General features: G+C 65.4%; 21 protein-coding genes and 1 pseudogene. 10 read left to right on the forward strand and 12 right to left on the reverse strand.

What is annotated here, in order from left to right; all coding sequences use genetic code 11:
* Positions 1–217 precede the first annotated feature (217 nt).
* The 9 genes and pseudogenes from BN2475_RS00400 to BN2475_RS00435 all read right to left on the reverse strand — a co-directional run.
* The gene (locus BN2475_RS00400) at positions 218–1951 is read right to left on the reverse strand and encodes a peptidoglycan D,D-transpeptidase FtsI family protein (RefSeq protein WP_094777661.1); all 1734 of its coding nucleotides are present in this window, start codon (positions 1949–1951) and stop codon (positions 218–220) included.
* Between the two features lie 626 nt (positions 1952–2577).
* Positions 2578–4119, reverse strand: a complete 1542-nt coding sequence (locus BN2475_RS00405) for a methyl-accepting chemotaxis protein (RefSeq protein WP_094777662.1) — start codon at positions 4117–4119, stop codon at positions 2578–2580.
* A 419-nt stretch (positions 4120–4538) separates the two neighbouring features.
* Positions 4539–4679, reverse strand: coding sequence for a hypothetical protein (locus BN2475_RS34505; RefSeq protein ID WP_162494316.1), 141 nt, complete (start codon positions 4677–4679; stop codon positions 4539–4541).
* A 114-nt stretch (positions 4680–4793) separates the two neighbouring features.
* Positions 4794–5498 (reverse strand): PIG-L family deacetylase, encoded by a 705-nt coding sequence (locus BN2475_RS00410; protein WP_094777607.1) that lies wholly within the window; start codon positions 5496–5498, stop codon positions 4794–4796.
* Between the two features lie 173 nt (positions 5499–5671).
* Complete coding sequence (locus tag BN2475_RS00415) at positions 5672–7276, reverse strand: UdgX family uracil-DNA binding protein (protein ID WP_245841111.1); 1605 nt, start codon at positions 7274–7276, stop codon at positions 5672–5674.
* A gap of 351 nt (positions 7277–7627) precedes the next feature.
* The gene (locus BN2475_RS00420; RefSeq protein ID WP_094777608.1) at positions 7628–8215 is read right to left on the reverse strand and encodes a nucleotidyltransferase family protein; all 588 of its coding nucleotides are present in this window, start codon (positions 8213–8215) and stop codon (positions 7628–7630) included.
* A 582-nt stretch (positions 8216–8797) separates the two neighbouring features.
* Entirely contained in the window at positions 8798–11014 is a 2217-nt protein-coding gene (locus BN2475_RS00425; protein ID WP_094777609.1) for a xanthine dehydrogenase family protein molybdopterin-binding subunit, read from the reverse strand.
* Positions 11011–12012 (reverse strand): FAD binding domain-containing protein, encoded by a 1002-nt coding sequence (locus BN2475_RS00430; RefSeq protein ID WP_094777610.1) that lies wholly within the window; start codon positions 12010–12012, stop codon positions 11011–11013. Before BN2475_RS00430 ends, BN2475_RS00425 begins: the two co-directional genes overlap by 4 nt.
* Before the next feature lie 175 nt (positions 12013–12187).
* Positions 12188–12874 (reverse strand): annotated as a pseudogene (locus tag BN2475_RS00435) (2Fe-2S iron-sulfur cluster-binding protein); the annotation flags it as partial.
* Between the two features lie 143 nt (positions 12875–13017).
* Here BN2475_RS00435 and BN2475_RS00440 point away from each other — a divergent pair.
* The 3 genes from BN2475_RS00440 (at position 13018) to BN2475_RS00450 (ending at position 16399) form a co-directional block, all read left to right on the forward strand.
* A complete protein-coding gene (locus BN2475_RS00440; RefSeq protein WP_094777612.1) occupies positions 13018–15120 on the forward strand; it encodes a D-(-)-3-hydroxybutyrate oligomer hydrolase in 2103 nt (700 codons plus the stop codon).
* A 199-nt stretch (positions 15121–15319) separates the two neighbouring features.
* Positions 15320–15538 (forward strand): hypothetical protein, encoded by a 219-nt coding sequence (locus BN2475_RS00445; RefSeq protein ID WP_094777613.1) that lies wholly within the window; start codon positions 15320–15322, stop codon positions 15536–15538.
* A gap of 51 nt (positions 15539–15589) precedes the next feature.
* Entirely contained in the window at positions 15590–16399 is an 810-nt protein-coding gene (locus tag BN2475_RS00450) for an exodeoxyribonuclease III (RefSeq protein WP_094777614.1), read from the forward strand.
* A 192-nt stretch (positions 16400–16591) separates the two neighbouring features.
* Here BN2475_RS00450 and BN2475_RS00455 read toward each other — a convergent pair whose 3' ends face one another.
* Both BN2475_RS00455 and BN2475_RS00460 read right to left on the reverse strand, forming a co-directional pair.
* Entirely contained in the window at positions 16592–16864 is a 273-nt protein-coding gene (locus BN2475_RS00455) for a CsbD family protein (RefSeq protein ID WP_094777615.1), read from the reverse strand.
* 168 nt (positions 16865–17032) lie between these two features.
* On the reverse strand, positions 17033–17719 hold the full coding sequence (locus BN2475_RS00460; RefSeq protein ID WP_094777616.1) for a Pr6Pr family membrane protein: 687 nt from the start codon (positions 17717–17719) through the stop codon (positions 17033–17035).
* A 293-nt stretch (positions 17720–18012) separates the two neighbouring features.
* On the opposite strand from BN2475_RS00460, the gene BN2475_RS00465 reads away from it, so the two are divergent.
* On the forward strand, positions 18013–19425 hold the full coding sequence (locus tag BN2475_RS00465; protein ID WP_094777617.1) for a DUF2252 domain-containing protein: 1413 nt from the start codon (positions 18013–18015) through the stop codon (positions 19423–19425).
* An 83-nt stretch (positions 19426–19508) separates the two neighbouring features.
* Here BN2475_RS00465 and BN2475_RS00470 read toward each other — a convergent pair whose 3' ends face one another.
* Positions 19509–20366 carry a polysaccharide deacetylase family protein gene (locus tag BN2475_RS00470; RefSeq protein ID WP_094777664.1) on the reverse strand — a complete coding sequence of 286 codons (858 nt, stop codon included), beginning with the start codon at positions 20364–20366 and terminating at the stop codon, positions 19509–19511.
* 354 nt (positions 20367–20720) lie between these two features.
* Between BN2475_RS00470 and BN2475_RS00475 the strand changes: the two genes are divergently transcribed.
* From BN2475_RS00475 to gndA, 6 genes are all read left to right on the forward strand, one after another.
* On the forward strand, positions 20721–21485 hold the full coding sequence (locus BN2475_RS00475; RefSeq protein ID WP_094777618.1) for an SDR family oxidoreductase: 765 nt from the start codon (positions 20721–20723) through the stop codon (positions 21483–21485).
* Between the two features lie 96 nt (positions 21486–21581).
* Positions 21582–21812, forward strand: coding sequence for an oxidoreductase-like domain-containing protein (locus BN2475_RS00480; RefSeq protein ID WP_094777619.1), 231 nt, complete (start codon positions 21582–21584; stop codon positions 21810–21812).
* A gap of 70 nt (positions 21813–21882) precedes the next feature.
* Positions 21883–22752, forward strand: coding sequence for an NAD-dependent protein deacetylase (locus BN2475_RS00485; RefSeq protein WP_094777620.1), 870 nt, complete (start codon positions 21883–21885; stop codon positions 22750–22752).
* 145 nt (positions 22753–22897) lie between these two features.
* The gene (locus BN2475_RS00490; protein ID WP_094777621.1) at positions 22898–23503 is read left to right on the forward strand and encodes a pyridoxamine 5'-phosphate oxidase family protein; all 606 of its coding nucleotides are present in this window, start codon (positions 22898–22900) and stop codon (positions 23501–23503) included.
* 46 nt (positions 23504–23549) lie between these two features.
* On the forward strand, positions 23550–24182 hold the full coding sequence (locus BN2475_RS00495) for a DUF938 domain-containing protein (RefSeq protein ID WP_094777622.1): 633 nt from the start codon (positions 23550–23552) through the stop codon (positions 24180–24182).
* Positions 24183–24371: 189 nt separating this feature from the next.
* Positions 24372–25781: an NADP-dependent phosphogluconate dehydrogenase gene (gene gndA, locus BN2475_RS00500; protein WP_094777623.1), complete on the forward strand. Its 1410-nt coding sequence runs from the start codon at positions 24372–24374 to the stop codon at positions 25779–25781.
* Positions 25782–25850 lie beyond the last annotated feature (69 nt).

Below are 25850 nucleotides of genomic sequence, written 5' to 3' on the forward strand. Positions count from 1 at the left end.
TCGCGCTCGCGGCGATCCATGCGCAGCGTCGCGCCGGCTACCAGATCGTCCAGCGCGACAATGAGTCTAGAAGGCTTTTGAGCGGTTGCCCAATCAAAACTTCTTAACGGATCTAAAGGGAAGCATGGCGACGCGGCGCGCATTGACGCGCCGTTTTGGCCTTCAGACTGGCTGCGGATCGGTGTCGGATAGGCTTCAGCTTGGCCTTAGCTTGGCTTCAAACGCCCGGTGCATCTGGCGGCACGCCAAGCAGTTGCAGCGCGCCGCCGGTCACGCCGCTGAAAACCGGCCCTGCCACCGTGCCGCCATAGAACGCCTTGCCGGCCGGGTCGTCGATCATCACGGCGACGATCAGCCGAGGGTCGCTCATCGGCGCCATGCCGACGAACAGCGCGCGGTAGCGGTTTTTCGCGTAAGTCGCGCCGACCTGCTTGCGCGCCGTGCCCGTCTTGCCACCGATCCGGTAGCCGTCGACCGCCGCCGCGCGCCCCGTGCCGCCTGCGCCGGCGGCCATTTCCAGCATCGAGCGGATTGCCCGCGCGGTACCCGGCGTGGTCACCTGCGTGCCTGGATGCGCGGCCGTCGCAGCCGCGCCCGTCACATCGCGCAGCAGACTCACGCGCTGCATCGTGCCGTCGCCGGCATAGGCGGTGTAGATCTGTGCGATCTGCAGCAGCGAAGCGGACAGCCCGTAGCCGTACGCCATGGTCGCCTGTTCGATCGGGCGCCAGCGCCGGTATGGATGCACCCGGCCGGAAGCCACGCCGGGAAAGGTCAGCTCGGGTCGCAAGCCGAGCCCGTATTGCTGGTACTTGGTCCAGATCGTCTCGGCCGGCAGGTTCAGCGCGAGCTTGGCGAGCGCGATGTTGCTCGACTTCTGTACCGCTTCGGCGACGGTCATCGCGCCGTGATTCGACGTGTCGTGAATCACGGCCGGGCCGATCCTGTACCAGCCAGGGGCGGTATCGATGATGCTCTGCGGCCGCACCCGGCCTTCGTCGATCGACAGCGCGACGACCACCGGCTTGATCGTCGAGCCCGGTTCGAAGGTGTCGACCACTGCGCGGTTGCGCAGTTGCCGGCCGGTCAGGCGGGCGCGGTCGTTCGGATCGAAACTCGGATAGTTGGCGAGCGCGAGAATCTCGCCGTTGCGCGCATCGAGCACCACCACGCTGCCGGCTTCGGCGTGATGTTTCGCAACCGCTTCCTTCAGTTGCCCATACGCGAGCTGCTGAATGCGCCGGTCGATCGTCAGATGGATGGTCTCGCCGTTGCGCGCGGGCACCAGCGGCCGCGTCTCGGACACCACGCGGCCGAGCCGGTCGCGGATCACTTCGCGCTGGCCGGGCACGCCGAGCAACTGCCGGTTGGCGGCCAGCTCGACGCCTTCCTGGCCGTTGTCCTCGATATCCGTGAAGCCGACCACGTGCGCCGCCGACTCGCCTTCGGGATAGAAGCGTTTCGAATCGGCGATCTGCGTGATGCCCGCGAGACCCAGCCGGGACAGATGCGCGGCGGTGTCGGCATCCACCTGGCGTTTGAGCAGCACGAAGGTCTTGTCGCCATTCAGGCGCCGGCGCAATTCCGCGAGCGGCAAGTCCAGCAGCTTCGACAGCGGGGCGACTGCGGCTTCGTCGAGCAGCCTGGGGGATGCCCAGATTTCGTAGGTCGCGAGGCTGACGGCCAGCATTGAGCCGTTGCGATCGACGATCCGTCCGCGTGTCGCATCGAGTTCGATGGTGCGCTGATAGCGCTTTTGTCCCTGGTCGACGTAGAAGTCCCGGTTCACGACCTGCACCCAGAACGCGCGGCCCGCCAGCGATGCGAACGCGCCGAACACCAGCAACACGATGAATCTGGAGCGCCACGCCGGCAGGCGCGCGGCCAGCAACGGGTTCTTCGCGACGGGTGCGTAGGGATCGTGCGGCTGCAATTTTTTCTTCTGGATCATGGAGTGCGGATAACGAACGCTCGATTGACTGGCGCCGGCCGGATCGGCGGCGATGAACACCTTGAGTTGCCAATGGAAGCGCGCGGCGAGCATGCGCGTCGCGAAGCCGCTGGCCAACGCCACCATCACGGAAGCGATTGTAATGAGAACGTAATATGAATGCGAGATCCATGCAAGCGGAGAGGGGCTGGGCAGCGCGTTGCGGACCAATGGGCCGAAACGGATCAAGCCGGATCCGGCGACGCCGGATTCGGCTTTAGCGCGTTGCGCTCGCGGGCGTAGGCAACGTTCGCTGAAGGTGACGATGCGGGTCAGACAGCGGTGCGCGCAGGGGACGAAACACAAAGACCCAAAAAAGCCGCGCGAACTTGCAAAATTCGCGCGGCTGGTTCGTTCGATTGATACGTCGATTCCGAGTGGCGTGTTAAATGGGCGCTCTTCGTCTGTAGAGCGCTTTTTTTTTGCGCGCTCGCTTGGTGCTTGTTTGGCGCTCGCTCGGTGTTCGTTGCGTGCCCGTTACATACCCGATTGGTGTTTGATGATGGCTGACGCCCGCTGCTTGCGCGCGGCTCGGCCGGCGCTGGGCTTCAAACTGCGCGCCGACACCGCTGCAGCGCGCGTCCCCTTCAGGCCGGCAACACGAAGCTCGAGATGGCCTCGCGCAGCACGCCCACCTGATCCTTCAGCGAATGCGCCGCGGCCGCGGCCTGCTCGACGAGCGCGGCGTTCTGCTGCGTCACCTGATCCATTTCGCCGACCGCGCGATTGACCTGCTCGATGCCCGTGCTCTGTTCGCGTGAAGCGTTGCTGATCTCCTCGAGGATTTCGTTCACGCGCCGCACCGATTGCACGATCTCGCCCATCGTCGACCCCGCATTGGCGACCAGCGACGCGCCCGCTTCGACGGTATCGGTCGAGGTTTCGATCAACGCCTTGATCTCCTTGGCCGCTGTGGCCGAGCGCTGCGCGAGGCTGCGCACTTCGGCGGCGACCACCGCGAAGCCGCGCCCCTGTTCTCCCGCGCGAGCCGCTTCGACGGCCGCGTTGAGCGCCAGGATGTTGGTCTGGAACGCGATGCCGTCGATCACGCCGATGATGTCGCCGATCTGCCGCGAGCTGCTGGTGATCTCGCCCATCGTGCGCACCACGTCGTCGACCACGCGGCTGCCGCGCGTGGCCACGTCCGCGGCCTGGCCGGCGAGCTGCGCGGCCTGCATCGCGCTGTTCGCGTTCTGCTTCACGTTGACTGTCATCTGATCCATGCTCGACGCCGTTTCGACCAGCGCCGCGGCCTGCTCCTCGGTGCGCTGCGAGAGGTCGGTGTTGCCGGCGGCGATTTCGGTTGCGCCGATATTGATGTTCTCGGTACCCACGCGCACACGCGACACGGTTTCGACCAGGCCGGCCTGCATCGTCTGCAGCGCGCGCAGCAGGCTGCCGCCGTCTTGCGAGCGGACCGGCACGCGCGTGGCGAGATTGCCTTGCGCCATCAGTCGCGCGTGCTCGACGGCCACTTCGAGATCGCCGCCGAGCGAGCCGCGGATGCTGCGTAACACCAGCAGCATGACGGCTGTGGCAATCGCGCCGAGCGCCACGGTGATCGCGAGCCAGCGCAGCAGGTTGGCGTAGAACGCGCTTTGCACGTCGTCCATGTACATGCCGGTGACGAGATACCAGTCCCACGGCGCGAAGTGCATCGAGTAGCTGGTTTTTGGCACCGGTTTGTCGCTGCCCGGCTTGGACCACAGATAGTCGACGAAACCGCCGCCATTGCGATTGCCCGCGTTGACGATATCGACGAACAGATGGTTGCCCGCCGGATCGGTAAACTGCGCGAGATTCTTGCCGACCAGTTCGTGCTTGAACGGATGCATCAGCATGACCGGCTGCGAATCGTTGATCGAGATGTAGCCGTCCTTGCCGTAGCGCATCGTCGCCAGCATGTCGAGCGCCTGCTTTTGGGCGTCGGTTTCGGAGAGCGTGTGCTGCTGCGCCAGGGCGTAGTAGTGAGTGACGATATGGCTGCCCTGGTCGATCAGCGCGGTCAGTTGATCGCGCCGGTCCGCGATCATCGACGCGCGGTTTTGCCATGCGCCGAAGCCGCCGATCAGGATCAGGCCGATCCACAGCACGGCGATCATCGAGGTCAGTTTTTTGTTCAGAGTCATAGCGATGGGAATTGCTTTCGCAAGGTGGTCGGTCAGATTGAAATGGCGCGTTGCGTCCGGTTGGTCGCTGACTGTGTTTACGGCGCGACAAGGTTTGATCAGCAGGCAGGGAAAACCCGCTGTGTGACGATCCAATTCGTCTGATTTATGAAGCTTTGGCGACTTGCTATTCGCAATTCCGTGCTGATCCGGAGAAGGCGCTTATTCGATTTCGTATTGCCGGTTTTAATCGGACGAGGGCTCGGCGATGCTTACGCAAGTCGGGTGGCGTGCTGATTCACGCGCCGGAGCAGGCGCGGCAGCTGCGGCCGCGCGGCGAACGCGGTGTGCGGGGTGCGTGCCGCGCGTCGGCGTTTGCTGCGTGTGCGGCGCGCCTGGCGGATGCGGCGCGTCCCGCGCGTCCGGCGTCTGCAATGCGCTCACACCGGATCTTTGTCCGGCGGTCCATCGGGCCGCTGCGGCTCCTCGACGTGATGACCCGGCGACGGCGGCACCAGCGGGTCGGCTTCCGGGTCGCGGTTGGGATCGGCGTGGGGGTCGGGAATCGGACTGGTATGCATGTCGTAGCTCATCGCATCACCTTGTAGTTGAGAAGCGCGCGGTACGGGAAATGACGTCCCTACCCATGCCGACGATTCATTTCAAGCGTAGACGTTTCCGGCACGCCGTGCCGCTTACTTTTTCGCGCGGCGGCCCACGCTCAACTGCCAGTAACGCTCAGTGGCGAAGACGTCGTCGTAATTGCCCGCGCCGAATGCGCGCAACTGGCTCGCGTACGCATTGACCGCTTCGCGCTTGAGTTGCTCGCGGCGCTCGACATCGATCGTATAGTTCGCGCTCGGACTGGCCGGCGTCGCCACGATGCCGCGCTGCGCGAGATCGGCGAGCCGCGCCTGTACCGCGCCGGGCGTGCACCGGTGAATCGCTTCCTCGTAGCAGAACCAGGCCAGATGCGACAGACGCGGCAGGATTTCGCAGCAGGCTTCGAATACGCGTGCGTGATCGTCGTGATGCAGGCCGAGCGGCATCAGCAGCGTGTTCGCGGTCGAGCGATAAATGGTTTCCTCGAGCGCCGCCGCCATTTTGGCGATCGACGGCGAGTCGGAATACTGGCTGGCGCGAAACGGCATACGTAGCGGAATCGCGTCGAGCACCTCGAGCGCGCGATTGTCCTCGAGCGTGCGTTCGTGGACCGCGTCATAAGCGTTCTGGAAGCCCGATTTTTCATCCCAATCGGTATGCATCTCATGTTCGGGCGGCGCGGCGAACACCGTGCAGACCGCGGCATCGGGATGCGCGGCGAGCAATGCGCCGCAACTGAAAACGGCATCGTCGAAATGGGGCGAGACGATGAAAAGGCGTGGGCTGGTTTCGCTCATGGGCGGCGGATACGGAGTTGAGCGGAGTTGAGGCGCGGCTGGCCGTATTTGACGCGTCGGTTGGCGAGGCGTGAGTACGCGCGAAAAATACCGCGTCAACTCAGCTTAGGCGGAATCGGTGCGGCTTGCGCGGTCGATCTGCATGCGCAAACAGTATGCCCCGCCCGGAGCAACTACGCACGCTCCGCCGCCAGCGCCGCCGCGCGGCTGAACGCCGTCACGATGGTGGCGACGATGTCCTCGCGCAGCCGGGCGTCCGCCGTTCTCAGCGCGTACGACGGATGCCACGTCGGCACGATCAGCCGGCCGCGATGAGCGATGGTCTGCCCCAGGTATTCGGACAGATTGACGTGCGCGCCCGTCAGCGCTTTGAGCGCGGTCGCGCCGAGCGTGACCACGACGCGCGGCGCGACCTGCGTCAGCTCCTGTTCCAGCCAGTACTGGCAAGCTTCCGCCTCGCGGCGCGCGGGCGTGCGGTGGACGCGCTGCTGGTCGAGCGTTTCCCACTTGTAATGCTTGACCGCATAGGTGAGATATAGCGTCGCGCGGTCCACGCCGGCGCGCGCCAGCACGGTGTCCAGCAATTCGCCGGCGACGCCGGCGAAGGGCTCGCCCCGCTGGTTCTCGTACTCGCCGGGCTGTTCGCCGACCGCCATCAGCGTCGCGTGGGCCGGCCCGACGCCCGCGACGGCCTGCTTCGCGTTGCGCCACAGCGCGCAACGTCGGCAGGTGGCAAGCGGGCCATTCGGCTCGCGCAACGGCGGTGTGGTCGCCGAGTATTCGACTGGCGGCGTCTGCGCAATGGTGACCGTGGCGCTCCGCGCGCCGAGGCGGCTGCGCTCGCGTGCGATGCGCGCGGGCAGCGGCGGACCTGCGGGCGGTGTGCGCCAGTAGCGCAGCGGCACGGGCGCCGGACCGCCATTGAAGACGCTCGCGTAGTAGGCGAGCCAGAGCGCCTCGGTGGGCTCGCTGGTTGGGGCTTCGCCGGCCATGGCGCCCGGCGGCAAAGCCTGCGTGGCTTGCGCGCTTTCCTCCGTGGCGGGCTGGCCGATACGCAACAGCATGCCGTTCCAGAACGCCGCGCCTTGCGGCGTGGCCAGCACCCACGTGGAATCGCCCATGCGTGGAGCGAACCGCGCGGCGGCGCGCTCCAGCAAATCGTGATGCGGTTCGTACCAGCCGACGAATTCCGGCGGTCCCATCGACGGATCGCGTCGCCGGAACAGTGTGAGACTCAGCAGATCTTCGGTCTCGCGCTCGACCGACTGGACGCGTTGAGCGAGCAGCGCGCCGTCGGGGTCTTGCAGTTCGACGACGTGACGCTCGCCGCGCGTCCAACGCCACAGGATGCGGTATAGCAGCGCCCAGCGATCGGCTGCGCGGACGCACGCGGCCGTTTTGAGTCGGGCGAGCAGATCGCGGGGGATGGCGGGTGTGGCGAGGGCTGGAGTGTCAGTGGTGTTGGCGGGCGTTGCGCTATCCGTGTTGGTGGTGTTCGCGCTGTTGGTGTCGACGTTGTCGGTGTTCGCGTTGCCTGAGGTGCGGGTGGCGCCCACGGCGTGCACGGCGCCCGCGACGTGCACAGCACTTGCAGCGCCGATGGCATCTGCTGCCATCCGCAGCCGCGCCTCTTGCCCAGCGTCCGAACCATTCGATACCGCCGCTTCTCCTTCGACTTCAATCCACTCGATCAGCTTCGGCTCGACGCCTTGACGCAGCAGTTCTCGCGCCGCACGACGCCAGGCGGCAAAAGACGGTTCGATTGGAATGCGGTTCATGGGACGCGCCGTGGGCGCGCGTGGTGAGATGCGTTAGCCCGTAGGACAAAAAATACTGTATGGATATACAGTATGCACCCAAATGCGGGCTTGGATCAAGCCCATGCCACGGACGCTCCATGTGTCCACCGCCACGGCGCGACCGGGTAGCGCAAGGGCACCATCAGCGCCCTATCAGCGCACGGTCAGCGCACAGCCAGAGAGCACAGTCAGAGAGCACAGTCAGAGAGCACAGTCAGAGAGCACAGTCAGAGAGCATAGCCAGGGCACAGTCAGAGAGCACAGCCAGAGAGCAGCCAGAGCACAGCCAGAGCACAGCCAGAGCACAACCGGCACCCCGCCAGCACCCCATCAAATCTTGCGCAAATCCTCCGGCGTATCGACATCTCGCAAAATGCCGGGGTCGTCGACATCCACCCTCGTTACGCGCTGCGACATCAGCAACGACTTCGCGCCGACATCGCCGTCGAGCGCGAGCAGTGCTTCGCGATGTTCGCTGCCGAAGCCGACCGGATGCCCACGCTGCCCTTGGTAAAACGGCGCGACTAGAGACGCGCCGTCGTCGAGCGTGCGCGACACGATTTCGATCGTCGCGGTGGCGATGCGCGGCATGTCTGCGAGCGCGACGATCCAACTTTCCGCGTCGTCGCTTGCTGCGATGCCGGCGGCGAGGCTCGCGCCCATGCCGCGCTCGGCGCCGGGCGCAAACACCACGTCGCAGCCGGCGTCGTTCAGGAGACGCGCGAGCGCATCCGAGCCGGGCCGCACCACGGCCAGCACGCGCGGCACGACGAGCAGCAGCCGATGCGCCGATGCGTACGCGACCGGTGTGCCATCGGGCATATGCGCGAGGAGTTTGTTGTGCAGGCCGTCGGGATCGAAGCGCGAACCGAGCCCGGCGGCGAGCAACACGCCGGTGGCGAGCGAGGCGTAGCCCATGGGCAGTCACCGGTGGAGAGAATGAATTCGATTGTGCGATGCAGTGCAACGACAGGCAAGAGTCGATGCGTGGGCATGGCGCTTACCGTCGCATCTTCGCGGCGGGCTTGGGTGCGAGTATGCGTCGGCGTTTCATCTGGCGGCGACGCGCATTCTTGTCACCGTGAGACGCGCAGAGGCGAACGTGGGTGGGGGCTTCGCCTCGGAGAGGCGCAAACAACACCGGTGGTTTGATGAACTACCGCCTCGGCGCGCGCAGCGCCGCCGGAAGCATGACTGCCTTGTCACCAGGGCGGAATGTGTGAAGGCACAGATTCCAGATGCACCACTGCCCCCTCCAAGCCAGGGGACCCGCTTAAGAATTAGCGGTTTGAAGCCGCTTTCTTTGCCTACTTTCTTTGCGGCATGCAAAGAAAGTAGGTGCCGCCCCGCACAGGGGCAACGCGAATAGACCACAAGCAACTCAAGAAAAGGCCCACACCACAAAACAACCCAAAGAAAGACCAACACCACAAAACAACTCAAGAAAAGACCAACACAATAAGAAGCCCACCCAAAGCGTCGCGCAGGCAACAAAAAAACCTACCCTACCCCCATCACCTTATCAAGCGTCATCGGCAGATCCCGCACCCTCACGCCGGTGGCGTGATACACCGCATTTGCAATCGCCGCCGGCACCCCCGTAATCCCGATCTCCCCGATCCCTCGCACGCCGAGCGAGTTGATATACGGATCGGGCCGATCAATGAACGCGATGTCGAGCGAACCGATATCCGCATTCACCGGCACGTGATACTCCGCGAGATTCGCGTTGGTAAAGCGCCCATAGCGCGTATCGAGCGACGATTCCTCCTGCAGCGCCGCGCCGATACCCCACACGATGCCGCCCATCATCTGGCTGCGCGCGGTCTTCTGGTTGAGCACGCGTCCCACGTCGTACACGGCGACGACGCGCGGCACGCGGATCGTGCCGAGTTCGGCATCGACATGCACCTCGACGAACACCGCGCCGAACGAGTGAAACGAGTACTTCTGCTTTTCGTCGCCGGGCTTGACCGTCGAGGTCGCCTCGATCGGCTTGCCGCCCGAGCGCGCGATGATCGCCGCGGCCGGATCGCGTCTGCCCGGTTGCGAGCGGCTCATCACCCAGCCGTTTTCGACCGTGATGTCATCCGGCGCGATGCCGTGCACCGGCGAGGCCGGGTCGGCGAGCGCGAGCGCGATCAACTGGCTGCGCGCCTGACTGGCCGCCTCGCGCACGGCCGGCGACACGCTCGCCGCCGATTGCGATCCGCCCGACACCGGCGCGTGCGGCAGCGTCGAGTCGCCGAGCGCGAAGTGGATGTTCTCCGGCGCGAAGCCGAGCGAGTCGGCAGCCACCTGGGTCATCACCGTGTAGGTGCCGGTGCCGATGTCCTGGGTGCCGGAGGCGACCATCGCGGTGCCGTCCGGCAGAATCCGCGCGATCGCCGCGGCTTCGCTGCGGTTGGCCGGATAGGTCGCGGTCGCCATGCCCATGCCGATCAGCGTATTGCCGTCACGCATCGAACGCGGCGCGGCGGCGCGTCGCGACCAGCCGAATTTCTCCGCGCCGATCTGATAGCACTCGCGCAGCGACTTGCCCGACCACGGCTTGTTTTCCTGCGGATCGGTTTCCGCGTAGTTCTTCAGGCGAAGCGCGAGCGGGTCCATTTTCAACGCGGCCGCGAGTTCGTCCATCGCCGATTCCAGCGCGAACGAACCGGTGGTTTCACCCGGTGCGCGCATGAAGGTCGGCGTGCCGAGATTGAGCGGCACGATCCGGTGCGTGGTCACCTGGTTGGGCACCGCGTACAACATGCGCGTGACCATGCAGCAGGTCTCGGTCCAGTCTTCGATCATCGACGTGTTGGAGAAGCTGTCGTGGCGTATCGCCGTCAGCGTGCCGTCGCGCCGCGCGGCGATCACCAGATGCTGTTCCGTGTGCGGCCGCGCACCGACCGGGCCGAACATCTGCGGCCGCTCCAGCACCAGCCGCACCGGGCGGCCGGTCTGCCGCGCCGCCATCGCGCACAACGACACGTGCGACCACGACGAGCCCTTGCAACCAAAGCCGCCGCCGATGAACGGCGAGATCACGCGCACATCGCTCGCGGCAATGCCGAACGTTCTGGCGACCGCCTGGGCCGCGCCGCTGACGCCTTGCGTCGAATCGTAGAGCGTGAGGTGCGGGCCGTCCCAGCGCGCCATCGTGGCGTGCGGCTCCATCGGATTGTGATGCTCGAAGGGCGTCGTGTACGTCGCGCTCACATGCACCGGGCCGCTTTGCAGGCCGTCTTCGAAACTGCCGCGTTGCGTGTCGGTTTGCCGTCCTTGCGGTTTGTCAGGCGCATGCGCGTTCGGCTTGGCCTGCGCGAAATCCACGGTCGCGGCGCTGGCCTGATAGACGATGCGCAACTGGCGCGCGGCATCGGTTGCGTGTTCGAGCGTGTCGGCGACCACCACCGCGACGGGCTCGTTGCTGTAGTGGACCTCGTTGTCCTGCAAGAGCGACAGCCAGCGGCTGGCCGGCGGCGCCACCGTCGGCTTGCCGCCGTTCGGCAGACGCGGCGCGTTCTGATGCGTCATCACCAGCAGCACGCCGGGCACCGCTTGCGCGCGGCTCGCGTCGATCGACGCAATGGTGCCGCGGGCAATCGTGCTGGTCACGAGCACCGCATGCGCGAGGCGCGCTTCGGGGAATTCGCCGGCATAGCGTGCCTCGCCGGTGACTTTGAGCAGACCGTCGCTGCGGTCCATGGGTTGACCGATCAGATTCATGCGACACCTCCCGTGCGTGCGGCGGCCTGGTTGACTGCGCGCACGATCGCGCGTTGCGCGAGCTGCACCTTGAAGCGATTGTCGTGTTGCGGCCGTGCGTCGGCGAGCGCGGCGGCGGCGGCGTTTTTCAGCCTCGCCTGCGTGAGCGCCTGACCGTTGAGCAGCTGTTCCGCGGCGCTCGCCCGCCACGGTTTGTGCGCGACGCCGCCCAGCGCGATGCGCGCGGTCCTCACATGCTCGCCGTCCATCTGCAACGCCGCGGCCACCGAGACCAGCGCGAATGCGTAACTGGCGCGGTCACGCACTTTCAGATAGTGGGTGTGTGTGCTGAAGAGCGGCGGCGGCAGGTCGACCGCGGTGATCAGTTCGCCGGGCTGCAAGGTGGTATCGAGGTCGGGCCGGTCGCCGGGCAGGCGGTGGAAATCGGCGAACGCAATGGTCCGCTCGCCGGCGGGGCCGCTCACGCGCACGACGGCATCGAGCGCGGCGAGCGCCACGCTCATATCCGACGGATTCACCGCGATGCATTGCGGACTCGCGCCGAGAATCGCATGGCCGCGGTTGTTGCCGTCGAGCGCCGCGCAGCCGCTGCCGGGCGTGCGCTTGTTGCATTGCGTGAAGGCCGTGTCGTAGAAGTAGCCGCAGCGCGTGCGTTGCAGCAGATTGCCGCCGACCGTCGCCATATTGCGCAATTGGGCCGACGCGCCCGCCAGCAATGCTTGCGACAGCAACGGATATTGCTCGCGCACCAGCGCGTGATTCGCCGCATCGCTATTGCGCACCAGCGCGCCGAGACGGATGCCGCCGTCGGGCAGCGTCGTCACCGTGTCGAGCCCGCTGATGTGCGTGATGTCGATGAGCCGCACCGGCCGCGCCACGCCGCCTTTCATCAGATCGAGCAGATTGGTGCCGCCGCCGATGAATACCGCGCCCGGCTGTTGCACCGCGCGGATTGCGCCGGCGACGTCGCCGGCGCGTTCGTAAGAGATCGCATCCATGCTGGTTGCTCCGTCAGGCGTGGCCGAGGGTGGCGTTGCGATTGCTGCTATCGCCACTGCCGCCGCTGTTGCCGCCGCTGTTGCCACTGCCGTTGCCACCGCTGTTGCCGTTTCCGCCGATGCCGACCCCGCCGGTCCCGCCGTCATGCACGCTGCTGCGAGCGCCGGTCTGCACCCCACCGTCGTGCACCGCGCGTATCGCGGCGACGATATTCCCGTACGCGCCGCAGCGGCAGATGTTGCCGCTCATGCGCTCGCGGATCTCGTCGTCGGAGAGTTGGGCGGGGCGGCTGCGGACATCGGCGGTGACGGTGCTGGCCGTGCCGTTGCGAAATTCGGTCAGTAGAGCGGTCGCCGAACACAGCTGGCCCGGCGTGCAGTATCCGCACTGAAACGCATCGTGTCCGATAAAGGCGCGCTGCAGCGGACTCAACGCGGCAGGGGTCGCGAGCCCTTCGACCGTCGTGATGTTCTCGCCCTCGTGCATCACGGCGAGGGTCAGACATGCGTTGATGCGGCGGCCGTCGGCGAGCACCGTGCAGGCGCCGCACTGGCCGCGATCGCAGCCTTTCTTCGTGCCCATCAAGCCCGCGTATTCGCGCAACGCGTCGAGCAGGGTCACGCGCGGCTCGAGTTGCAGCGTGTAAGCGCGGCCGTTGATCGTCAAGGTGACCGGGCGCGGCGGCACCGGCTCACGAGTCGGCGCTGGCGGCGCGGCCGGCGTCTGGGTCTGTGCGCGCAGGTGCGGCGCCGCGCCGATCGTCGCGGCGGCGGCCGCCGATTGAAGGAAGCGGCGGCGTGACGGTTGCTGTGGGGAGGCGGCTTCGTCGCAAGGTGGCTGACATTCGTTGTGCGTAGACATAACGTTCGGTTGACTCCATCGAAAGGTCAATGCAGGCTAGCGAGGCGTCGGTATCCGAAGCGTCGCCTTCGAACAGATGCGATGCAGCAATTTCGGTGCCGTTGCACAGACAACCGTATGAAAAAATAACGGAGACAGCAAAGATGACATTAGCGAAAAGAGTCAGGCCGGCATGCACGGTAGGCGCGGTTATCGCAGTGGCGATCCTGCTGGATGGCTGCAACGGCGGCAGCAACGACAATATTGCACCGCAGGCCAACGTGCTGCCAGGCTTTATCAAGAGTGCGGTGACGACCCGCTCCTACGATGGCAATACCGACGATCTGCTGACGGCCGGTCTTGGTAAAACCGGCCTCGCGCTGGCCACGGCGCCCGCCATCGCCAACGCTGCGCAACCGACCGCCGCCGAGTTGCGGCGTCTCGCGATCTGGTCGAACTATCGGGCGCTGGTCGACATGACCGCGAACGGCGGCTACGGACGCTTCTGGGGACCCAATGTCGACCTGAACGGTAACGACACGCTGGGCGAAGGCAAGATCGCGGGCAAGGAATACCTGGCGTTCGCCGACGACGGCAGCGGCGCACAGAACGTCAGCATGCTCGTGCAGATTCCAAACAGCTTCAATCCGGATCAGCCGTGCATCGTGACGGCGACGTCCTCAGGTTCGCGCGGCGTGTACGGCGCGATTTCCGCGGCCGGCGAGTGGGGCCTCAAGCGCGGGTGCGCGGTGGCCTATACCGACAAAGGCAGCGGCAACGGCGCGCACGAACTCTCGACCAATCGCGTCACGCTGATCGACGGCACGTTGCAGGATGCCGCCACCGCGGGCAAGGCGAGCCTCTTCACGGCGAACCTGAGCGGCGCTGCGCTGGCATCGTTCAACATCCGGTTCCCGAATCGCTATGCGTTCAAGCACGCGCACTCGCAGCAGAATCCGGAGCAGGACTGGGGCAAGGACACGCTGGAGGCCATCCAGTTCGCGTACTGGGCGCTCAACGATTCGTTTGGGGCGCTCAACGGTTCGACGCGCACCGTGCGCTACACGAGCGGCAGCATCACGACGATCGCAGCGTCGGTGAGCAACGGCGGCGGCGCATCGCTCGCGGCGGCGGAGCAGGACACGTCCGGGTTGATCACGGCGGTCGTGGTCGGCGAGCCGCAGATCAATTTGCGTCTATCCACCCAGCTGTCGGTGGCCCAGGGCGGCGTGCCGGTTGGCGCGTTCGGCAAGCCGCTGGCCGACTACACCACGCTCGCCAATATGCTGCAGCCGTGCGCCGCGCTCGCGCCCGCCGCAATCGGCGCGCCATATCTGAGCACGTTGCCGGTCGCAACCACCGTGCAGATTCGCACAGCGCGATGCGCGGCGCTTGCGGCGAGCGGCGTGATCGCGGGTGCGGACGTGACGACCCAGGCCACCAACGCGCTCGCGTTGCTGCATCAGAACGGCTACCAGACCGACTCGGATCTGCTGCAGGCGCCGATGTGGGACTCGCAAGCCGTGCCCGCGGTCGCCGTGACCTATGCGAATGCGTACGCGCGTGCGAGTGTCGCCGACAACCTCTGCAACTTCAGCTTCGGCACCACCAGCTCGACCGGCGCGGCCGGCGCGACCCCGGCGGTATCGCCGATGCTCACGGTGTTCGGCAATGGCAACGGCGTGCCGCCGACCAACGGCATCAACCTCGTCTACAACGTGGGCATGCTCGGCGCGGCGGATCACCGGTTGGCGACCGGCGACGCCAGCTTTGCGGGCGCGGTCTGCCTGCGCGCGCTGTGGACCAGCGGGACGCTGAACGCCAACGTCGAGGCGATTCGCGTGAATGCGAACCTGCATGGCAAGCCGGCCATCATCGTGCAAGGCCGGGCGGATGCGCTGGTGCCGATCAACCACGCGTCGCGGCCGTATCTCGGGATGAATCGGCTGATCGAGGGCAATGTGAGCAACCTGTCGCTTTATGAAGTGACGAACGGCCAGCATTTCGACGCGTTTCTTGGCGTGGCGGGTTTCGATACGCGCTTTGTGCCGCTGCATTACTACAATCTGCAGGCGCTCAACCTGATGTGGAGCCATCTGAAGAGCGGCACGCCGCTGCCGCCCTCGCAGGTGATTCGCACGATACCGCGCGGCGGTCTGCCGGGCGCCGCGCCCGCACTGACCACGGCGAACTTGCCGGCGATCGCGGCGAGTCCGGGCGTCAACGCGATTACGGCCGCCAATGGCGCGGTGAACGTGCCGAACTGAGGGTTGGTGGCTGGCGGCTTGCGGCGCTGTTGAGCGGCTGAGGTTTGTCGAAGGCGCCGCGCGTACGTTTGCTGGTGGGCGCGTATGCATGCACATCGGCATGCATGCGCGAGTGTCTCGCCGCGGGCGCGTTTTCCTTGCGTTCGCGTCGGTACATGCCATGCTGCTGGTCAGATGATGCACATTCACTGGAGACCCCATGCAGTTCGACTACCGGCATTTCCACATCGATTGCCGCGCACGCCAAGCGCAAGACGGTGTCTACTACGCGAGAGCGAAGATCACATGCGTGCCGCACAATGACGAACGTTTCCAGTTGCACGATTCGGGCGACATCGATTCCTTTGCCAACGAAGCCGATGCCGTTTCATGCGCGAGGTCCTGGGCGATCGAGTGGTGCGACGTCGTGGCTGAGTAGGCCGCATTGAGCAGGCCGCATGAGCAGGCCGCATGAGTGGGAGGACCGACCGTGGCGAAGCTCCGGATTGCAACCTTCAACATCAACGGCATCCGTTCGCGACTGCCGGCGCTGCTGCAATGGCTCGCACGCGAAGCACCGGACATCGTGTGCCTGCAGGAACTCAAGGCGGTGGATAGCGCGTTTCCCGTCGAGCCGCTGCGCGACGCGGGCTACGGGTCGATCTGGCAAGGCCAGAGCGCATGGAACGGCGTGGCGATTCTGGCGAAGGGAGAGGCGCCGCTCGAAAGCCGCCGCGGCCTGCCCGGCTTCGAGGCAGACACGCACAGCCGCTATCTGGAAGCGGTCGTGAGCGGCATGGTGGTGGCAAGTGTGTACCTGCCGAATGGCAATCCGCAACCCGGCCCCAAGTTCGACTACAAGCTCGCGTGGTTCGATCATCTGATCGCGCACGCGGCGAAGCTCTTCAAAAGCGGGCATCCGGTGGTGCTGGCGGGCGACTTCAACGTCGTGCCCACTGACGAAGATATCTACAACCCTCGCTCATGGCTGAAAGACGCGCTGCTGCAACCCGAGAGTCGCGAGCGTTATCAGCGGCTGCTCGCGCAGGGCTGGACTGACGCAGTGCGAACGCATTTCGGCGACGAGCGGGTCTACACCTTCTGGGATTATTTCCGGCGCCATTGGGACACCAATTCGGGCTTGCGCATCGATCATCTGCTACTGAGCGCCGAACTCGCGCCGCGTTTGCGCGATGCGGGTGTCGATCGCTGGGTGCGGGGCGAACCGCATGCGAGCGATCACGCGCCGACGTGGGTGGAACTGGAGATGGTTGCCGGACGCAGGAAGCGAAACGGCTAGAAGGACAGGGCGCGACAGAGAAGCGTCGCGAACTGCTTCGCGAAAGCGTCCGAACCGCTTCGCGAGGTGAAGACTGCTGAATCGGTTGCCGGATCATCCACGCGAAGCAATGCGCTCGAGACGACACGGCACAACATGACACGAACGGGCGATCGCCACCGGCGGATGCCCGTTGACCCGCTGCCCTGACGCTTACCGATCGCCGCGGCTCGTCGCGCCATGCGACCACAACGCGCCGGCGACAAAGCCGGCAAGGGCGACCACCGCAAGGGTGGTGAAAGGGCTTTCGGCCGTGGTGTCGCGAACCAGACTGGTCGTGCTCGCGCAGAGTTGCTGCGCTTTGCCGCTCAGCTCTTTGGCTTTACCCGCCAGCTGGGTGCTGGTGTCGCCCAGCGCATCGCCGACCGCGCCTTGAACCTTGCCCGCGACTTCCTTGATTGAGCCTTCCGCTGAGTTGGTGTCCATATGAACTTGCTCCCATTGTCATATTTACGTGTGAGCTCATTGCAATTGCAACGTCCACACACCAGGGTGTCGCGCAAGCCGCCCCACGCAGGGATGCTTACGAGAACCGGACAGGGCGCAAGAAACGCGCCCGAAACTCGACGAGGTCCGCATGGCCACAACGGAGCATCAGCGTCGGCGCCGAAAATTGATGGCCACGAACACCGCCATGAGCATCATAAACCCGCCGAACAACAACGCGGCATTGACCATCACGTGTATCACGCCAAGCGTTGCGACGTTGATGAACGGATAGGGATAGAAGTCGGACAGACTACCGCGCCAGAACGTCACGCCGAGATACATGAGCGGATAGACCAGCCATAGGAGGCAGTGCCGCCACCGCAAGTGAAAGCGCGGCACGAACAGCACCCAGTAGAGCACGGCCAGCATCGGCAGGACGCTGTGCAGCGACTCGGCGAGCAGCCGTCTGAGCGGCGGGGGCGACCACCAGCCGCGCAATAGCAGGTTATAGGCGATCCCGACAAAAACCATGTACACGACCACCGCGGTCACGACCGTGGGTTGGCGGAAAAAGCGCACGAGCGGCGACCGGTGCTGGCGCAGCGCCACGCACGTAAAGCAGATCGCACAGGCCAGCACCGTCAGGTTGGTCAGATAGCTGCTCATGCGAGCCAGGCCGTCGAGCACGGTCAGCCCGCGGGCGAGCGTGCGATCGATGGTGACATCGGCTTGCGCGACGAGCGAAATCCACGCGATGACGGCGATGGCCGCCGCCAACATCAGCGACGAAACACTGGGCGTATGCAGCGGAAGCTCGGGCTCGTGCTGCGAAGGCGAATGGGGAGGGCGCATGCTCACGATTTTAGTCACACGTCGTGCTCAGCGGTTGGTTGACGCGACCATCGAGTCGGCACGGTCAACACGTGCATTCGCGTGATGCGTCGCCAGTTCCGCCCATCCGAAACGGCCTATGCGCACTTTTACCGATCAGCCGTCGCGACCCGCTATGATCGCGATTCCGAGTTGAATTTCGGCACCTGGCCACCGTTCACGCACGGCTCGCGCGCCAGATGCTCCGCTTTGTCGTGCCAGTAGAAGCAGTCTCTGGAACCACCAGTCAGGACTCGCCAGCAACGGAGAAGAGCATGAAAGCCAGCACCATCGCCGAACGTGAAGCCCGTGGCCGGGCCGCCCGTGAGCGCTCGAAACGATCGAGCCATCGCGCGACAGGCGAACTGCACCGCAATCCGATCGAGCTCATCAGGCAAAGCAGCGCGGGTTGCGTCGAAAAGCTCGTGCCACTGCGCTATGGGCGCATGGCCGCGTCGCCTTTTGCGTTTTTCGGCGGCACTGCGATCGTGCAGGCTCACGACCTCAGTAAGGTCCACGACACCGGCCTCGTCATGCCGATTTGCGGCGACGGCCATCTGATGAATTTCGGCGGCTTCGCGACGCCGGAGCGGCAACTCGTTTTCGACCTGAACGACTTCGACGAAGTGGCGCTCGGTCCATTCGAGTGGGACCTGAAACGCCTGAGCGCGAGCCTCGTGCTCGCGGCACGCCATCTGCGCCTGAGTCGCGGCACGGCTGAAAATCTGGTGATGACCGCGGTCACCCAATACCGTGACCGCATGGCGCAATACGCGCAACGCGGAGCACTCGAACTCTGGTACGACCGCATCACCTTCGACCTGATGGCTGAAGCCGCGCTGAATCAGGAGCGTCGCCGCGCTGTGCGGCGCGGTATGGAAAAGACGGCGAGCCGCACGCATGAAAGTCTGCTAGAAAAAATTGCCGGGCACCACGGCGACCACTGGACGATCCGCGATGCACCGCCGGCGCTCTTTCACGTGCGGGGCCGCGACACGCTGTTCGCGGCGGAAGAGAGCGAGACGTTCAGGGAAGGCAATTCACGCAAGATGCTCGAACGCATGTGGGGCGAGTACCTGGAGACGATGTCGCATGACCGGCGCGAATTGCTGGGTCATTTCACCGTGCAGGACATCGTGTTCAAGGTGGCGGGCGTCGGCGGCGTCGGCGCGCGCTGCCTGGCGGTGCTGCTGGTCGATCACATGGGCAATCCATTGTTCATGCAAGTCAAGGAGGCGCGGCCGTCGGTGGTCGGGCAGTTTCGCAAGTCGGCGCCGATCAGGCACGAGGGCGAGCGCATCGCGCAGGGGCAGCGCATGCTGCAGGCCGCGAGCGATGTCTTCCTCGGCTGGGCGACGGGGCCGCTTGGGCGGCCCTACTATTTTCGCCAGTTGCGCGACATGAAGCTGGCGGCGAACATCGAAATGTTCGACAGCAATCTGCTGGACGGCTATGCGCGACTATGCGCCTGGATCATGGCGCGTGCGCACGCGAAGGCGAGCGGCCAGGCGATCGAAATCAGCGCGTATATCGGCCGGGGCGATCAGTTCGCGCAAGCGCTGACCGGCTATGCGACCACCTACGCGGATCAGGTGGAACGCGACTACGACGTGTTCCTGAAGGCATGCCGCAGCGGGGTACTGCAAGCGCGCACCGATGAAGACATGGCGGCGGATTTTCGCGTGTAGCGGGTATCAAAGCGAACATCGAGCGAACGCGCTGCGCCGCTCAGCCCGGCGGCCGCGCATGCCATCCGCGTGTCCCACTTGTCTCACGCATCGACGCGCGCCTCGCGCAGCGTGACGAAGCGCAGCCGCTGCCGGCGCGCGGCGTTAATGACACGCGGCAGCACTTCGAGGATCACCGGTTTGCCGTCGGCCGTCAGCGCCGCATTGCCGTCGTGCAACAGCAGGATGTCGCGCGCCGCGAGGCCGTCGAGCAGCCTGCGCGCGACCACTTGCGGATCGCGCTCGCGCGTGTCGTAGCCGCGCCGCGTCCACGTCGCGAGCCGCAGATCGAGCTTGCGCAGCACCGGTTCGAGAAAGATGTTGCGCAGGCCCGCGGGCGCGCGGAAGAACATCGGCCGCGCGCCGCTCGCTGCCTCGAGCGTGCGTTGCGCGGCTTCGATCTCGCGCGTGAGCGCGTGCGGCAACGTCACGGAAAACGTATGTACGTGAACCTGCGAATGATTTTCGAGCGCATGCCCCCGCGCGACGATCTCGCGGGCGAGCGCCGGATAGCGCTGCACGTTCGCGCCGATGCAGAAGAACGTGGCGCGCACCTCGAACGCGTCGAGCAGATCGAGCACTTGCGGCGTGACGACGGGGTCGGGCCCATCGTCGATGGTGAGCGCGAGCGCATCCGCGTTGTGCTTGCCGGCGGGCAGGCGCGTCCAGTTCGGACCGAGCAGCGAGGTGCGCGGCAACAGGCCGGTCACCGTGAAAATGGCATGGTTCACGAAAATCGCCGCCAGCCACCACGGCCACGCGGCCGGCTTCAGCAGCCAGCCGGCCAGTATGACGACGTGCCACGCGACGGTGGCTGTGAGCATCGCGGGATAGCCGGTTTGTGGCCAGCGGCGCGGCGGCGCTGGCATGACGCCAGGCGTCGTCGTGGAGAATGGGTTCATCAAGCGTGCTTCCTGTCTGCCTTCCTTCATCCGTGGAAGGCCGTGAATCGTGCGCGTGACGCGCGACCGCGAACGATACCACCGAAGCACGGCTCGACGTGGGCGCGATGAGGAATGGTTACGTATGAAAGCACGCTGAAAGACGTGGTGTGGTGCGTTGGCCACCGTGCTGGCCATCGCTCTGGCCGCCGCTTCGGCCGCCGCTTTGGCCATCGCTTTGGCCGCCGCTTCGGCCAACGTTTTGGCCACCGCTTTGTCCATATGAGTCGTTTGTGATCGGCCAGCCGCTGTTGTATGGTGCCGGGGTCGAAGCGGCGTACGTGCGTCGCCAGTCAATCCAACAGGAGACTTGCTGTGACGGGATCGGGAAGCGGGAAAGTTGCGCTGGTGACGGGCGCGGGCAGCGGGATCGGTCGCGCATGCGCACTCAAGCTGCTGGAGAACGGATATAGCGTAGTGCTGGCCGGGCGCCGGCAGGCGCCGCTCGACGCGCTCGCCGCGCAAGCGCGGCAACTGGGCGGCGACGCGCTGGCCGCGGCCTGCGACGTGACGGATGCCGGCAGCGTCGCGGCGCTGTTCGACACGATCCGCGAGCGATACGGCCGGCTCGATGTGCTGTTCAACAACGCGGGCCGCAACGGATCGCCGGTCGAGATCGACGAACTGGATATCGACGAATGGCGCTCGGTGGTCGACACCAATCTCACTGGCGTGTTCCTGTGCACGCGTGCGGCCTTCGGCCTGATGAAAACGCAGAACCCGCGCGGCGGGCGCATCATCAACAACGGCTCGATCTCCGCGCATGCACCGCGGCCGAACAGCATTGCCTACACGGCGACCAAGCATGCCATCACCGGACTCACGAAAGCGGTCTCGCTCGATGGCCGCCAATATGACATCGTGTGCGGGCAGATCGACATCGGCAATGCGGAAACGGAAATGGCCACGCGGATGGCGCGCGGCGTGCGGCAAGCCAACGGCGAGATCGCGATCGAACCATTGATGGACGTGCAGCACGTCGCCGACGCGGTGCTGCATATGGCCAGCTTGCCGTTGTCCGCGAACGTGCAGTTCATGACCATCATGGCGAGCAAGATGCCGTTCATCGGCCGCGGCTGACCGCAGCCCCGGCGCAAACGCTGCGCGCGGGATCCACTTATACTGGGCCTTTACTGCCTCTACTGCGTTTACCGCCTTTACGGAACGCGATTCGCCGTGCCCCGAGCCACACCCAGCGATGACCCGCAGCCGCAGCCGCCCGTGCGGCCCAGTCTCGATGACTGCTGTCATAGCGGCTGCATTCCCTGTGTTTTCGATCTCTACGACGAAGCGCTAGAGCGCTATCAGATCGCGCTCGCCGAGTGGCAGGCGCGACACGCGGCGCCGCCGCGAGCGGGCAAACCACGCAAGCCACGCAAGGCGCGCACGCCGCGCATGCGTCGCTGAGTGGCACTGAGTGGCGCTCAATGGCGCTCGAACCTGTGCGCTCAGGCCGCAGTCCTCTACCGTATCCGTCATGACCGACCTTCAGCCCGCGTCCATCGAACTCTTGAATGAATCGCACACGCTGGACGACCTGCATCGCTTCGTGCAGCGTTATCCGCGTCTGCTCGTGCTGACCGGCGCGGGCATCAGCACCGACTCGGGCATTCCCGGCTATCGCGACGACAACGGCGCATGGAAGCGCTCACCGCCCATCACGTTGCAGGAGTTTCTCGGCACGCTCGCGATGCGTCAGCGTTACTGGGCGCGCAGCATGATCGGCTGGCCGGTGGTCGAGCGCGCGCAGCCGAACGCCGCGCACACCGCGCTGGTCCGGCTCGAAGCGGCCGGCCATGTGCCGACGCTGGTGACGCAGAATGTCGATGGCCTGCATCAGCGGGCCGGCAGCCGCGAAGTGATCGAATTGCATGGCGGCATCGACGGGGTCACGTGTCTCGATTGCGGAATGCAGCACACGCGGGCGTCGATCCAGCGGACGCTCGAGGCAAACAATCCCGCGCTCCTGAGCGTGAGCGCCGACACCGCTGCCGATGGCGACGCGCATCTCGAGTGGCACGATCTTGGCGCGTTTCGCATTCCGGCGTGTTCGAATTGCGGTGGCCTGCTGAAGCCGGCGGTGGTGTTCTTCGGCGAAAGCGTGCCGAAAGAGCGCATCGAAGCGGCGTCGCAGGCGCTCGACGCGGCCGACGCTCTGCTGGTGGTTGGCTCGTCGCTGATGGTCTATTCTGGCTACCGCTTTTGCGTTTGGGCGCACAAGCAGGGCAAGCCCGTCGCCGCGATCAATCTGGGACGCACGCGCGCCGATCCGCTGTTGTCGCTGAAGATCGCCGCGCCGTGCGCCGACACGCTGACTTCGCTGGCCGGCCGCCTGGCGCTCGACTGATGCCGGACCGACGTGGCCGCGCTGGTATCGGCGGGCTGGGTCGAGCGCCGCTGACGCGGCTTCGCGCGCCGCTTGCCGCGCACTGCCTGAACACTCACCACGCACGCACTCATTCACTCATTCACCCACCACGAAAGGAACGCCAATGTTGACGACGATCGAACAGCTCGAAGCACTCTACGGCCAGCCCCACGAGCGCGCACTGCGCAAGGAGATCGCGTACGTCAACGAAGACTATCGCGCGCTCATCGAAGCCGCGCCGTTCGTCGTGCTGGCCACCACCGGCCCGGACGGTGTCGACTGTTCGCCGCGCGGCGACGCGCCCGGTTTCGTGCGAGTCGTCGATGAACACACGCTCGCATTGCCGGACCGCATCGGCAACAATCGCCTCGACAGTCTGCGCAATATCATCGTCGAGCCGCGTCTGGCGTTGCTCTTCATCATTCCGGGCGTCGGCGAGAGCTTGCGCGTGAACGGTCGCGGGCGGATTTCCACTGCGCCCGAATGGCTGGACAGTTTCGCCGTCGAAGGTAAACTGCCGCGCTCGGTGTTGCTGATCGACGTCGACGCCGTGTACTTCCACTGCTCGAGAGCGCTGGTGCGTTCGAAGCTGTGGGATCCGGCGCAGCACGTCGATCGAGCGCGGCTGCCGAGCGCGGGCGAGATGCTGCGGCGTGTCAGCGGCGCGGATTTCGACGCCGCCACCTACGACCGTGAACTCCCCGAACGCGTGCGCACGACCTTGTACTGACGCGCGAGCAAACGAGTGCGCGAGCACCCGAGCCTTCGAGCTGAACATGACCGATCTCCCTCTGCCACCGCGTCAACATTCACCTTCCGCTGAACGCAACCGCGAACCGATTCTCGCGGTGTTGCGCGACACGCTGCCGGCCGCCGGCCGCGTGCTCGAAATCGCGAGCGGCACTGGCCAGCACGCGATCTGGTTCGCCGCCGCGCTGCCCGGGCTCGACTGGCAACCGAGCGATGCGGATGCCGACGCATGCACGTCGATTGCCGCATGGACCGCGTACGCCGGCGTGCCGAATGTGCGCGCACCGCTCGCGCTCGATGTGCATCAGCGGCATTGGGGCATCGATGCGCTCGACGCGGTGGTCTGCATCAACATGATTCACATCTCGCCGTGGAGCGCGGCCGAGGCGCTGTTCGCCGGCGCGAGCCGGTGTCTCGTCGATGGCGGCGTACTGTATCTGTACGGCCCATACAAACGCGGCGGCGCGCATACGTCGCCGAGCAACGATGCGTTCGATCAACAGTTGCGCAGCCGCGACCCGGCGTGGGGCGTGCGCGACATGGAAGCTGTCGTCGCGCTGGGCGCATCGGTTGGGCTCGTGTGCGACGCGCCGATCGCGATGCCGGCCAACAATTTCAGTCTGGTGTTCAGGAAACGCCCGGGCGTGGCGTCGGTCTGACGAACACGCGCCGCATGCCTCGCACTTGTCGTGAGATAGCGCCGACCCGGCCGCGGCAGTGACAAGCGTCGCCCGTTGCCCTCCAGCGAGCGGCAGGCGCGCATTTCTTTTATGCTTTCACCCTCGACGTCCCGCCGACGCTCTTTCCGGCGCGACGTCACGACATTTTTTGGACTCTGGAGAATTCACATGGGCAAACAGGCAATCGGCGTGGTCGGGCTGGCGGTCATGGGCCGCAATCTGGCGCTCAACATCGAGAGCCGCGGCCACGCGGTGTCGGTGTACAACCGTAGCCGCACAAAAACCGACGAACTCATCGCCGAATTTCCGGACAAGAAGCTGGTGCCGGCCTTCACGCTGGAAGAGTTCGTGGAGTCGCTCGAAAAACCGCGCCGCATCCTGCTGATGGTCAAGGCCGGCGAGCCGACCGACGCCACCATCGCGTCGCTCAAGCCGTTGCTCGACAAGGGCGACATTCTGATCGACGGCGGCAATACGCCTTTCACCGACACCATCCGCCGCAATCAGGAACTGGCGAAGGCCGGTCTGCATTTCATCGGCACCGGGGTCTCGGGTGGTGAAGAAGGCGCGCTGAAAGGCCCGTCGATCATGCCGGGCGGCCCGCGCGACGCGTACGACCTGGTCGCGCCGATCCTCACCGAAATCGCCGCCAAGGCACCGGACGGCGAGCCGTGCGTCGCGTACATGGGACCGGACGGCGCGGGCCACTTCGTGAAGATGGTCCATAACGGCATCGAATACGGCGACATGCAGCTGATCGCCGAAAGCTACGCGGTGCTCAAGCAGGTCGTCGGCTTGTCAAACGAAGAGCTGGGCAAGGTCTATACGGAGTGGAATCAGGGCGAGCTCGACAGTTATCTGATCGAAATCACGTCGAAGATCTTCAGCAAGAAGGACGACGAAACCGGCAAGGATCTGGTCGACGTGATCCTCGACCGCGCCGCGCAGAAAGGCACCGGCAAGTGGACCAGCCAGAACGCGCTCGATCTCGGCGCGCCGCTGCCGCTGATCACCGAAGCTGTGTTCGCGCGGGTGCTGTCGTCGCTGAAGGATCAGCGCGTGGCCGCCAGCAAGGTGCTGGAAGGGCCGCAGGCCAAGCCGCTCGGCGGCGGGCGCGACGCCTTCATCGAATCGGTGCGCCGCGCGCTGTACTTCAGCAAGGTGATTTCGTATGCGCAGGGGTTCGCGCAACTGCGCGCCGCGTCGCAAGAGTACAAGTGGGACCTCGATTTCGGCACGATCGCGAAGATTTTCCGCGCCGGCTGTATCATCCGCGCGCGCTTCCTGCAAAAGATCACGGACGCCTATACGCACGACAAAGCGATTGCGAACCTGCTGCTCGATCCGTACTTCCGCGACATCGCGAAGAATTATCAGTCGGCGTTGCGCGAAGTCGTGGTGGCGGCGATCAATGCGGGCGTGCCGGTACCGGCTTTCGCGTCAGCGATCGCCTATTTCGACGCTTATCGCTCGGAACGCCTGCCTGCGAATCTGGTGCAGGCACAGCGCGATTTCTTCGGTGCGCATACGTTCGAGCGCACCGACAAGCCGGGCAGCTTCCACGCAAACTGGAGCTGAACGTTTGAATCGAAGCCCGGCGCGCGCTGTGCACAAGACTCGCCGGGCTTGAATCCGGGTCGAAGTTGA

Origin of the sequence: Paraburkholderia ribeironis, assembly GCF_900019265.1 — a bacterium.
Lineage (GTDB): Bacteria > Pseudomonadota > Gammaproteobacteria > Burkholderiales > Burkholderiaceae > Paraburkholderia > Paraburkholderia ribeironis.

Excerpts from the sequence above, each read along its gene's own strand:
- BN2475_RS00420 (WP_094777608.1), bottom strand. The coding sequence starts at position 8,215 with ATGGGCTACGCCTCGCTCGCCACCGGCGTGTTGCTCGCCGCCGGGCTC.
- BN2475_RS00430 (WP_094777610.1), bottom strand. The coding sequence starts at position 12,012 with ATGGATGCGATCTCTTACGAACGCGCCGGCGACGTCGCCGGCGCAATC.
- BN2475_RS00425 (WP_094777609.1), bottom strand. The coding sequence starts at position 11,014 with ATGAATCTGATCGGTCAACCCATGGACCGCAGCGACGGTCTGCTCAAA.
- BN2475_RS00465 (WP_094777617.1), top strand. The coding sequence starts at position 18,013 with ATGAAAGCCAGCACCATCGCCGAACGTGAAGCCCGTGGCCGGGCCGCC.
- BN2475_RS00410 (WP_094777607.1), bottom strand. The coding sequence starts at position 5,498 with ATGAGCGAAACCAGCCCACGCCTTTTCATCGTCTCGCCCCATTTCGAC.
- BN2475_RS00495 (WP_094777622.1), top strand. The coding sequence starts at position 23,550 with ATGACCGATCTCCCTCTGCCACCGCGTCAACATTCACCTTCCGCTGAA.
- gndA (WP_094777623.1), top strand. The coding sequence starts at position 24,372 with ATGGGCAAACAGGCAATCGGCGTGGTCGGGCTGGCGGTCATGGGCCGC.
- BN2475_RS00415 (WP_245841111.1), bottom strand. The coding sequence starts at position 7,276 with ATGAACCGCATTCCAATCGAACCGTCTTTTGCCGCCTGGCGTCGTGCG.
- BN2475_RS00400 (WP_094777661.1), bottom strand. The coding sequence starts at position 1,951 with ATGATCCAGAAGAAAAAATTGCAGCCGCACGATCCCTACGCACCCGTC.
- BN2475_RS00405 (WP_094777662.1), bottom strand. The coding sequence starts at position 4,119 with ATGACTCTGAACAAAAAACTGACCTCGATGATCGCCGTGCTGTGGATC.
- BN2475_RS00460 (WP_094777616.1), bottom strand. The coding sequence starts at position 17,719 with ATGCGCCCTCCCCATTCGCCTTCGCAGCACGAGCCCGAGCTTCCGCTG.
- BN2475_RS00455 (WP_094777615.1), bottom strand. The coding sequence starts at position 16,864 with ATGGACACCAACTCAGCGGAAGGCTCAATCAAGGAAGTCGCGGGCAAG.
- BN2475_RS00445 (WP_094777613.1), top strand. The coding sequence starts at position 15,320 with ATGCAGTTCGACTACCGGCATTTCCACATCGATTGCCGCGCACGCCAA.
- BN2475_RS00440 (WP_094777612.1), top strand. The coding sequence starts at position 13,018 with ATGACATTAGCGAAAAGAGTCAGGCCGGCATGCACGGTAGGCGCGGTT.
- BN2475_RS00490 (WP_094777621.1), top strand. The coding sequence starts at position 22,898 with ATGTTGACGACGATCGAACAGCTCGAAGCACTCTACGGCCAGCCCCAC.
- BN2475_RS00485 (WP_094777620.1), top strand. The coding sequence starts at position 21,883 with ATGACCGACCTTCAGCCCGCGTCCATCGAACTCTTGAATGAATCGCAC.
- BN2475_RS34505 (WP_162494316.1), bottom strand. The coding sequence starts at position 4,679 with ATGCATACCAGTCCGATTCCCGACCCCCACGCCGATCCCAACCGCGAC.
- BN2475_RS00470 (WP_094777664.1), bottom strand. The coding sequence starts at position 20,366 with ATGAACCCATTCTCCACGACGACGCCTGGCGTCATGCCAGCGCCGCCG.